The sequence below is a fragment of the Streptomyces sp. NPDC059564 genome (assembly GCF_042735575.1).
Taxonomy (GTDB): domain Bacteria; phylum Actinomycetota; class Actinomycetes; order Streptomycetales; family Streptomycetaceae; genus Streptomyces.
Window position 1 is genome coordinate 1 of the sequence record NZ_JBHWBP010000621.1, and the last position, 2,131, is coordinate 2,131.

General features: G+C 68.0%; 2 protein-coding genes. One reads left to right on the forward strand and one right to left on the reverse strand.

Going from position 1 to position 2,131, the window contains the following annotated elements; all coding sequences use genetic code 11:
* Positions 1-222: 222 nt before the first annotated feature.
* Entirely contained in the window at positions 223-1,410 is a 1,188-nt protein-coding gene (gene nadA / locus ACFV0Q_RS40970; protein WP_385013129.1) for a quinolinate synthase NadA, read from the reverse strand.
* A gap of 323 nt (positions 1,411-1,733) precedes the next feature.
* On the opposite strand from nadA, the gene erpA reads away from it, so the two are divergent.
* Positions 1,734-2,090 carry an iron-sulfur cluster insertion protein ErpA gene (gene erpA, locus ACFV0Q_RS40975; RefSeq protein ID WP_030010511.1) on the forward strand — a complete coding sequence of 119 codons (357 nt, stop codon included), beginning with the start codon at positions 1,734-1,736 and terminating at the stop codon, positions 2,088-2,090.
* Positions 2,091-2,131 lie beyond the last annotated feature (41 nt).

Below are 2,131 nucleotides of genomic sequence, written 5' to 3' on the forward strand. Positions count from 1 at the left end.
CTCCTGCGCCTCGGCGAAGTTGTAGCCCGAGAACGCCAGGGCGACCACCGAGGCGACGCTCGCGACCCAGGTGTGCCCCGTACGGAGGTGCTGCTTCACGAGATCGCCCATGCGTCCAGCGTGAGCCGGGCCCCCCTCCGCCGCCCGTCCGCCTGGGCCGGCCGGGGGAGTGCGGAAGGGGGGCGCCGGCAGGTGCCGGGCGCCCCCCTTCCGACCGTACGGCTACGGCAGCGCCAGCATCCGCTCCAGCGCGAGCTTCGCGAAGCTCTCCGTCTCCTTGTCGACCTGGATCTGGTTGACGAGGTTGCCCTCGGCCAGGGACTCCAGGGTCCACACCAGGTGGGGGAGGTCGATGCGGTTCATCGTCGAGCAGAAGCAGACCGTCTTGTCGAGGAAGACGACTTCCTTGTCCTCCGCGGCGAAACGGTTCGCCAGCCGCCGGACCAGGTTCAGCTCGGTGCCGATGGCCCACTTGGAGCCGGCCGGGGCCGCCTCCAGCGCCTTGATGATGTACTCCGTCGAGCCGACGTAGTCCGCGGCCGCCACGACCTCGTGCTTGCACTCGGGGTGGACGAGGACGTTCACCCCGGGGATCCGGGCCCGCACGTCGTTGACCGAGTCGACCGAGAACCGGCCGTGCACCGAGCAGTGGCCGCGCCACAGGATCATCTTCGCGTTCCGCAGCTGCTCGGCGGTCAGGCCGCCGTTCGGCTTGTGCGGGTTGTACAGCACGCAGTCGTCCAGGGACATGCCCATGTCGCGGACGGCGGTGTTGCGGCCCAGGTGCTGGTCGGGGAGGAACAGCACCTTCTCGCCCTGCTCGAAGGCCCACTCCAGGGCCTTCTTCGCGTTGGACGACGTACAGATCGTGCCGCCGTGCTTGCCGGTGAAGGCCTTGATGTCGGCGGAGGAGTTCATGTACGAGACGGGGACCGTCGCACCGGCGACGCCGGCCTCGGTCAGCACGTCCCAGCACTCCGCGACCTGCTCGGCGGTGGCCATGTCGGCCATCGAGCAGCCGGCCGCGAGGTCGGGCAGGACGACCTTCTGGTCGTCCGAGGTCAGGATGTCCGCCGACTCGGCCATGAAGTGCACGCCGCAGAAGACGATGTACTCGGCCTCCGGCTTGGCGGCCGCGTCCTTGGCCAGCTTGAAGGAGTCGCCGGTGACGTCGGCGAACTCGATGACCTCGTCACGCTGGTAGTGGTGGCCGAGGATGAAGACCTTGTCCCCGAGCTTCTCCTTGGCCGCGCGGGCGCGGGCCACCAGGTTCGGGTCCGACGGCGAGGGCAGGTCGCCGGGGCACTCCACCCCGCGCTCGCTCTTGGGGTCGGCCTCACGGCCGAGCAGCAGCAGGGCAAGGGGCGTCGGCTGGACGTCCAAGGGCTGGGCGGTGGTCACGACACGCACCCTTTCTGTTCTGCGACAAGGGACTTCAGGAGAGACATCGCTTCGACTTCTCGTCTATTTGACGTTATCTATGATAGCCGCTTCACGTCACTTTGACGATGCCGATAGTGTCGATGTGACGCATTCGCCCCGCCGACGGCGTTCCACTCCACCGGCCCTCTTCGAGGGGTCCACCGCTCCGCCCGGGTGTGCGAGCATGAATATCTGAAACAAGGCGCCGGACCCGGAATGAATCCGCGGTCCCGCTGGTTGCCACCGACGGCAAGAGTCCGACGTTTCCCCAGCCTCCGGCGGGGAGCCGCCCACTTCGGGAGTGAATGCAGATGTCCGTACAGGACGACAAGACCACTGTGAGCGACGGCATCCTCCTGTCCGACGCCGCCGCCGAGAAGGTCAGGACCCTGCTGGAGCAGGAAGGCCGCGATGACCTGGCGCTGCGCGTCGCCGTCCAGCCCGGTGGCTGCTCCGGCCTGCGCTACCAGCTCTTCTTCGACGAGCGTTCCCTCGACGGCGACGTCGTCAAGGACTTCGACGGCGTCAAGGTCGTGACCGACCGGATGAGCTCCCCGTACCTGCACGGCGCCTCGATCGACTTCGTCGACACCATCGAGAAGCAGGGCTTCACCATCGACAACCCGAACGCCACCGGCTCCTGCGCCTGCGGCGACTCGTTCAGCTAAACCCGGCTGACCCCGCACGACCGAGGGCCCGGCCGCCGGAC

Coding starts and splice junctions, on each gene's coding strand:
- erpA (WP_030010511.1), top strand. CDS start 1,734: ATGTCCGTACAGGACGACAAGACCACTGTGAGCGACGGCATCCTCCTG.